At 71.8% G+C, this 7,199-nt stretch carries 6 protein-coding genes and 3 pseudogenes; 7 read left to right on the top strand and 2 right to left on the bottom strand.

The features are described from left to right. From AOK01_RS32750 to AOK01_RS32740, 4 genes and pseudogenes are all read left to right on the top strand, one after another. Window positions 1-778 (top strand): hypothetical protein (locus tag AOK01_RS32750; protein ID WP_055518118.1); only part of this gene is annotated, 778 nt, incomplete at its 5' end. Between the two features lie 85 nt (window positions 779-863). Further along, window positions 864-1,520 carry a DUF433 domain-containing protein gene (locus AOK01_RS32745; RefSeq protein ID WP_055518117.1) on the top strand — a complete coding sequence of 219 codons (657 nt, stop codon included), beginning with the start codon at window positions 864-866 and terminating at the stop codon, window positions 1,518-1,520. Further along, a pseudogene (locus AOK01_RS45615) lies at window positions 1,483-1,590 on the top strand (hypothetical protein); the annotation flags it as partial. The gene AOK01_RS32745 and the pseudogene AOK01_RS45615, both read left to right, overlap by 38 nt. A gap of 34 nt (window positions 1,591-1,624) precedes the next feature. Next, a complete protein-coding gene (locus tag AOK01_RS32740; protein WP_245702520.1) occupies window positions 1,625-1,846 on the top strand; it encodes a hypothetical protein in 222 nt (73 codons plus the stop codon). Between the two features lie 174 nt (window positions 1,847-2,020). On the opposite strand, the gene AOK01_RS32735 is transcribed toward AOK01_RS32740, so the two are convergent. Continuing rightward, a complete protein-coding gene (locus tag AOK01_RS32735) occupies window positions 2,021-3,238 on the bottom strand; it encodes a pyridoxal phosphate-dependent aminotransferase (protein ID WP_055518116.1) in 1,218 nt (405 codons plus the stop codon). Between the two features lie 798 nt (window positions 3,239-4,036). Between AOK01_RS32735 and AOK01_RS32725 the strand changes: the two genes are divergently transcribed. The 3 genes and pseudogenes from AOK01_RS32725 to AOK01_RS46675 form a co-directional block, all read left to right on the top strand. After that, window positions 4,037-4,564 carry a DUF2617 family protein gene (locus AOK01_RS32725; RefSeq protein ID WP_055518112.1) on the top strand — a complete coding sequence of 176 codons (528 nt, stop codon included), beginning with the start codon at window positions 4,037-4,039 and terminating at the stop codon, window positions 4,562-4,564. Window positions 4,565-4,751: 187 nt separating this feature from the next. Next, entirely contained in the window at window positions 4,752-6,398 is a 1,647-nt protein-coding gene (locus tag AOK01_RS32720) for a polyamine aminopropyltransferase (protein WP_055518111.1), read from the top strand. 100 nt (window positions 6,399-6,498) lie between these two features. Then, window positions 6,499-6,855 (top strand): annotated as a pseudogene (locus AOK01_RS46675) (SRPBCC family protein); the annotation flags it as partial. Between the two features lie 256 nt (window positions 6,856-7,111). Here AOK01_RS46675 and AOK01_RS46670 read toward each other — a convergent pair. Then, a pseudogene (locus AOK01_RS46670) lies at window positions 7,112-7,199 on the bottom strand (carbon monoxide dehydrogenase subunit G); the annotation flags it as partial.

The following is a 7,199-nucleotide window of genomic DNA, read 5'->3' as shown; positions in this document are numbered from 1 at the left end:
CGTCGCCGCGTACATCCTCTCGCTGCCCGACGGCACACCCGTGAGCATCACCGCCCTGTGCGAGCACTTCACCGAGGGCGAGATCCTGATCTCGCGAGCCCTCAAAGAACTTGAGCATGCGGGCTACTTGGAACGCCGCCGCGAGCGGCTGTCCACCGGGCAGATCCGTACCCGGACGTACTTCCACGAGGTCCCCGGCGGCGGACCACAACCGGGACCCGGACCGGACGGGCCTCCCGAGCCGCCGCAGCCGCGTCGGTCCCGAAGGCAGGCTGCCATCGCTGAGGTCACCTCCGCGGCTTCCGAGCCTGCGTCCGCGTCCGCGTCCGCGTCCGCGGAGGAAACGGTCGCCGAGCCCGTACAGGCAGAGACGGAGGCACCGGTCCCGCTCTCCGAGGCCGACCCGCGGGCCGTCGCCGTACTCGCCGCGCTGCGCCGGGTCGACCCACGGCTGATCCTGTCCGCGCGGGAGGCAGCCCGCCTCGCCCCGGCCGTCACTCGATGGCTCGCGGCAGGCCTTCTGCCCACACACATCACGGACCACCTCACCGCACGGCTCCCGGACCAGTTTCTGACCCGACCGGCCGGCATCCTCGCCTACCGGCTCAAGGAAACACCCCTGGCCCTGCCCGTACCGGCCCGAGCCGCGGAACCCTCCGCACGTCCGGCGGTCGTACCCATGCAGAACTGCGACGGCTGTGACCGGGGGTTCCGCCCGACGCAACCCGGCCGCTGCCGGGACTGCCGCGCCCGGGACCAACTCCGTGCGGCCGGCTGAGCCAATGACTTGGTGCGAGGTCCACCCGCAGGTGGGAGGCTCGATGTGGCACGATGCGAAATCCGCTGCCAAGAGGAGGTGGGGCATGGTCGACAGGTTCCAGGAGGGGCTTCTGACGCCCGTGGAGACGGCCTCCTACCTTGAGATCCCGCAGTCGACTCTCACCTCGTGGCTGAAGGGCCGGGCCGCCGGGGCACCACTGGTCCATCAGGTGGAGCCGGTGCGGAAGGGGCAGCCTTCGGTGCCGTTCATCGCGGTGGCCGAGGCGCACGTCCTTCGTTCTCTGCGCTCCCTGGGGCTGCGCATGAGCGAGATCAGGGAGGCGGCTGCCGCTGTACGGGATGCCTTCGACACCCCGTACGGCCTTGTGTCCAGACGGATTGCGACGGACGGCGTGGACATCTTCGTCGAGCACGGTTGGGGAGACCTCCGCAGAGCACGCGACGGCCAGGTCCCCATCCACGAAGTGGTCTCCGACTATCTCCGCTACCTCACTTGGGAACCGGATGACGACTTTCCCTCCAGTCTGCGGATGAGGCAGTACCCGGACTCCGTCCCCGTCGTGATCGACCCGAGGTTCGGCCACGGTCTCCCCGTGGTGGCCGCCAACCGCGTCGCGGTCCGGGCCATCACCGACCTGTGGGAGGCGGGGGAGTCCGTCGAGGACATCGCGTACGACTACGACATGACACCCGAGCAGGTGGATGCCCTCTGCCGAGCAGTGGTGCATCTTGCCGCCTGAGTTCTTCCTCGACCGGAACCTCGGGCGTCGGGTCGCGGAAGGGCTGAGGGCATGCGGCTGGACCGTTCACCGCATCGGGGACGTCTTTCCGGACGACGGTCAGGATGTGCCGGACGAGGAGTGGATCGCCGACCCGGGATCTGGAGATCCGGCCCGTCCTGGAGCGCGAGGCGGTGCTGTTCTACCTGGACAACCAGCAGCTCCCCAGCGCCGAGATGGTGGAGCGGCTCGCCGTACGCCGCGACGCGATCCACCGGGCCGTCGAGAAGGGCGGTCCGGCGGCGTACGCCGTGCGGCACGACCGCATTGCCCGCACCTGGCCCTGACGGGCCACCGCATCGACCGCACCTGGCCCTGACGGGCCGGTCCCTCTCGGGCTCGGGTCAGCCCGCCCAAGGACGAGTGATCGGCGCGAGCTTCGCCTGCGACGCGCCGTGTCAGCGGGGCCGAGCAGCTCCTTCGGCCCGGCCGCCCGTGCTCCGCTCCGCTGTCCGCCCGGCTCAGCCGGCGAGCGTCTTGAGGCGGCTCACCGCTTCCTCCAGTACTGACGTCTTCTTGCAGAACGCGAAGCGGACGAAGGGGGCCCCGGCCTCCCGGTGGTCGTAGAAGACCGCGTTCGGGATCGCGACCACGCCGGCCCGCTCCGGCAGGGCCCGGCAGAAGGCGAAGCCGTCGTTCTCGCCCAGCGGCCGGATGTCGGTGGTGACGAAGTACGTCCCGGCCGGCTGGAACACCTTGAAGCCCGCCTCCGTGAGCCCCGCGCTCAGCAGGTCCCGCTTGGCCAGCATGTCCGCGCCGAAGGCCTGGAAGTAGGTGTCGGGCAGCGCCAGCGCCTCGGCGACCGCGTACTGGAAGGGCCCCGAGGACACGTACGTGAGGAACTGCTTCGCCGAGCGCACCGCCGTCACCAGCTCGGGCGCCGCCGTCACCCAGCCGACCTTCCAGCCGGTGAACGAGAACGACTTGCCCGCCGAGCCGATGGTGACCGTGCGCCCGCGCATGCCGGGCAGGGTCGCGAGCGGGATGTGTTCGGCCTCGCCGAAGACCAGGTGTTCGTACACCTCGTCCGTGACCACCAGCAGGTCCCGCTCCACGGCCAGCTCGGCGATCGCGGTGAGCTCCGCACGGGTGAGGACGGTGCCGGTCGGGTTGTGCGGGGTGTTGATCAGCAGCAGCCGCGTGTTGTCCGTGACCGCGTCGCGCAGTTCGTCCAGGTCCAGCCGGAAGCGCCGGTGCACGGCCCCGTCACGGGTCTCCTCGTGCGGCCGCAGGGTGACCGGCACGCGGGTACCGCCCGCCATCGCGATGCAGGCCGCGTACGAGTCGTAGTACGGCTCCAGGGCGATCACCTCGTCGCCGGGCTCCAGCAGGGCGAGCAGGGTGGCCGCGATGGCCTCCGTCGCGCCCGCCGTGACCAGGACCTCGGTGTCGGGGGCGTACGTCAGGCCGTACCGGCGCTCCTGGTGCGCGGCGATCGCCGTCCGCAGCTCGGGGATGCCAGGGCCTGGCGGGTACTGGTTGCCGCGGCCGTCGCGCAGCGCCCGTACGGCCGCCTCCCGGATCACCTCGGGGCCGTCCGTGTCGGGAAAGCCCTGGCCGAGGTTGATCGAGCCGGTACTCAGGGCGAGGGCCGACATCTCGGCGAAGATCGTCGTGCCGAACTCGGCGAGACGGCGGTTGAGGAGAGGACGGCGTGCGCTGGAGGTCATGCCCGCCATCCTGCGCTCAACCTCTGGAGTTGCTCAACTCTGCTTTGGCCCGTGAGACGGGCGGGCATCCCCCAGCAACACAAGGAAAAGAAACAAGAAGCAGAGCCCACGGGGGGCCGCTTCGGGGGAACGGAAGGAGGGTGACGCCATGATCAGCGGCATCATCCTGGCGGTGTTCGGTGCAGCGGTCGTCGCGAGCCTGGCGGTGAGGGCTTCGGGCCGTAGCAGGAGGCGGGCGGGTCGCTCCAGGCGCAGCTGGTGGGCCAACGGCTCGGGCAGCAGTGGCAGCGGGGGCGGGAGCGGGAACGGCTGTTCGTCGGGCAGCTCCTCGTGCGGAGGTGGCTCGTCCTGCGGAGGCGGCTCCTCCTGCGGTGGTGGCGGAGGCGGGTGCGGCGGAGGGGGCGGCTGACAGGGGCAGCCGACACGGAGGCAGCTGACACGGGGCAGCTGAGCTCCGGACCGGGGACCGCGTCCGGACCGTCCGGCACCATGAGCGCCCGCTGGGGACATTCCCCGGCGGGCGCTTGCCTGTTGGTGACGGGGGCAGACGGGGGGCGTGAAGGCGTACGCGTGAACTAAGGGCGCACGTTCTGATTGAACAGGTGAGCTGTGAAGCCCCCTGTGGGATGGAAACCCTACGAAGATGGGTAAAAACGCTGTGGCGGACGCGCCGTTCATGATTCCCTCGTATCGCCGACGCAGACCCCGGAGATTCCTTCTGACCTGGCCGACCGGGCCCGATGACCGCCCGGCGTCGACCGGGGTGCGACGGACCGACCCCACCCTTGCGTGCAGTGGAGCCGACCCATGCTCACAACCCTCAACACCGCCTACACCGACACGCGCGCAGCCGACCTCGCCTGGGTCCTCGGACGGGAACCGCTGCCCGCGCTCGCCACACTTGACATCGAACTGCCCGACGCGAAACTGCAGTTGAGGCTGCTCGGCGCGTCCCACCAAGTGCTCCTGGAAGAGGAGCGGGGCAGTTGTTCGGAGACCGTCGCCTGCATCGCGGGCAGCAGCACGCCGTTGCCGCTCGGCGTCGCCAAGCGGGTGGGCGACTGGGAGTACGAGTTCGCCGCGCGCGTGGAGACGCTGTCGCACGGGTCCTTCGCCGGACGGGCCCAAGAACTGCTCGCCCTCGTCGCCGACCATCCGAACGGACTGGCGGGGGTCTTCCCCGGCAGCCCGCACGCCTTCACCGCGATGCTCGCGCAGCGCCACGAGGGCCAAGTGCACTGGCGTACCTGGCATGCCTATCCACAGGACGGCCAACTGGTCGCCACCCGCACGCGGGTTGGAGTCCGGATTCCCGCTGCGGCTCAGTGCGTCTAGATCCTGCCACGGCACAAGGGCCGGACCGCACCCGATGAGCCGCACCCGACGAGCCGCATCCGATGAGCTGCACCCGACGAGCCCGCTCACGGGGCGTCCCCATCCTGGCCAAAGTATGCGTGGAACACGAGATTTCCACACGTGTGGGTGACAGGACGCAGTGAAGCGGTGACGTACCGTTCCCTGGGTGATCGAGCCGCACGCCCCCGCCGCCCCGCCCGGTACGGCCCTGCCGCCCCGCAGCGGGGCGGGCCAGGCGCGTCTGCCGGTCAGGCCCACCACCGGGCGGTTCCTCGTCCTCGCCGGTGTGTTCGTCTGCGCGGCCTGCGGACTCGTGTACGAACTGGAACTGGTCGCCCTCGCCTCGTACTTGATCGGCGACTCCGTCACCCAGGCCTCCGTCGTCCTGTCCGTGATGATCTTCGCGATGGGCATCGGCTCGCTCCTCGCCAAACGGCTGCGCTGCCGCGCCGCGGCCGGCTTCGCCGCCGTCGAGACCCTGCTCGCCCTCGTCGGCGGCTGCAGCGCGATGGCCCTGTACGCCGTGTTCGCCTGGACCGGTGACTGGGGCGGCGCCTGGGCCGACGGCCCCAGTTGCCTCCTCGTCGTCTTCTCCCTCGCCATCGGCCTGCTCATCGGTGCCGAGATCCCCCTGCTGATGGAGCTGATCCAGCGCGTGCGCAGGCAGGACGCGGGCGGCGCGGTCGCCGACCTGTTCGCCGCGGACTATGTCGGCGCCCTGGCCGGCGGGCTCGCCTTTCCCTTCCTTCTCCTGCCGCTGCTCGGCCAGTTGAGCGCGACGCTGATCACCGGGACGGTCAACGCGATCGCGGGCGGCGCGCTCGTCCTCGGCCTGTTCCGGCAGGACCTGACCCGGCGCGGTCGCCGGCTGCTGGTCGTCGCCAACCTCCTCGTGCTCGCGCTGCTCGCCTCGGCCGCCGTCCTCGTCGACGACTTCGAACGGGCCGCGCGACACGCGATGTACGGCAGGGACGTCCGGGTGGCGCTGCACACCGACGTCCAGGACGTCGTCCTCACCGGCGGCACGGACGGCCGCCGTCTCGGCCTCTACCTCGACGGGCGGCTGAGGGTCAGCGGCAGCGACGAACGCCGCTACCACGAAGCGCTCGTCCACCCCGCGATGAACGGCCCGCACGCGCGCGTGCTCGTCCTCGGCGGCGGCGACGGGCTCGCCGTGCGCGAGGTGCTGCGCCATCCGGGCGTACGGCGTGTCGACGTCGTCGAACTCGACGCGCGGTTCGTGGAGTTGGCGCGCACCGATCCGGCGCTGTCCGCGCTGAACGGCCACGCGTACCGCGATCCGCGGGTGCGTGTCGTGGCGGCGGACGCGTTCGGCTGGCTGCGGCAGGCTCCGCGTCACGCGTACGACGTCGTGCTCTGCGACCTGCCGGACCCCGAGAACACGTCCAGTACGAAGCTGTACTCGCAGGAGTTCTACGGCCTCGCCCGCGGGGTCCTCGACGGCGGCGGGCGGCTCGTCGTGCACGCCGGGCCCGTCGCGTCACGGCCGCGGGCCTTCTGGACCGTCGACGCGACGGTACGGGCGGCCGGGCTGCGGACCGTGCCGTACTCGGTCGGCGGCCGGGACGCGACGGGTGACGTGACGGGTGACGTGGTGGGTGACGTGGCGGGCGGGTCGCGGGTTCCGCACGACTGGGGGTACGTGCTCGCTTCGCGCGCTACGCCCCACCTGGGGACGGCGGCGGGGGCGCCCCGCGTACCGTCCCTCCAGGCGGGCGCCCGCGCCGCGGAGCGCACCCGGCTGCGGGGTCTTCCGCCCTCCACGCTCGTGCATCCGCGGTACGCCGACTGAGGCCGTCCGCGGTCCCTCTGCGGTCCGTCTGCGCGTGGGTTCGGGGGAATCCCGGCATGTACGGGTGCGGTACGGGTGGTGCTGGGTAGGCTCGGCCGACATGGAGCATGAGGTGTTCGTTCCGGTTCCCGTCGAGCGTCTGCGCGAGGCTCTCGCCGATCCCGCGCGGGTGGCCCGGGCGGTGCCCGGCCTCCAGCAGGACGCGGGGACGGCGCCCGTCTCCGGGCGCCTGAAGGTACGGGTCGGCGGGCACTCCGTCACCTACCGCGGCACGCTCGGTGTCTCCGCACGGGACGACGGTACGTACTCCGTCGAGGCCGACGCCACGGAGGCCCGTGGCACCGGGGTGGTGCAGCTCGCCCTCGTCCTGGCCCTTCGGCCGGCGGAGGATGGCTCGACGCTCCGCTTCACCGGTACGGCCTCGGCCGACGGGCGCATCGCCGCGCTGCCGGCGGACGAGGTGGTGGCGGCGGCGACCCGGCTGTTGAACCGCTTCGCGGAACGCCTGGCGACGGAGCCGGAGCAGGAGCAGGAGCCGGAGACGGCGCAGTCTCCAGCTCCAGCTCCAGCTCCGTCGCCGGAGGAACCGCCCGCCTCCGAGGCGTCTCCGGCGCCGGAAGAGGCCGCCCCCTTGGAGGCGCCCTCCTCGCACGTGCCGTTCGCCGAGGGCGACTTCGTGGGGGGCTTCGAGGACGACGGCACCCTGCCGCCCGGGGCACCGGCCGAGGCGGCGCATGGTCGACCTCCTCCGCGCTGCGGCCGATCATCGTGCGCCGCGCGTGCGCCTCCTCGGCCGGTGCC

This window comes from Streptomyces aurantiacus, assembly GCF_001418335.1.
In the GTDB taxonomy this organism is placed as follows: domain Bacteria; phylum Actinomycetota; class Actinomycetes; order Streptomycetales; family Streptomycetaceae; genus Streptomyces; species Streptomyces aurantiacus.
This window is presented reverse-complemented; position numbering and strand designations above follow the sequence as displayed.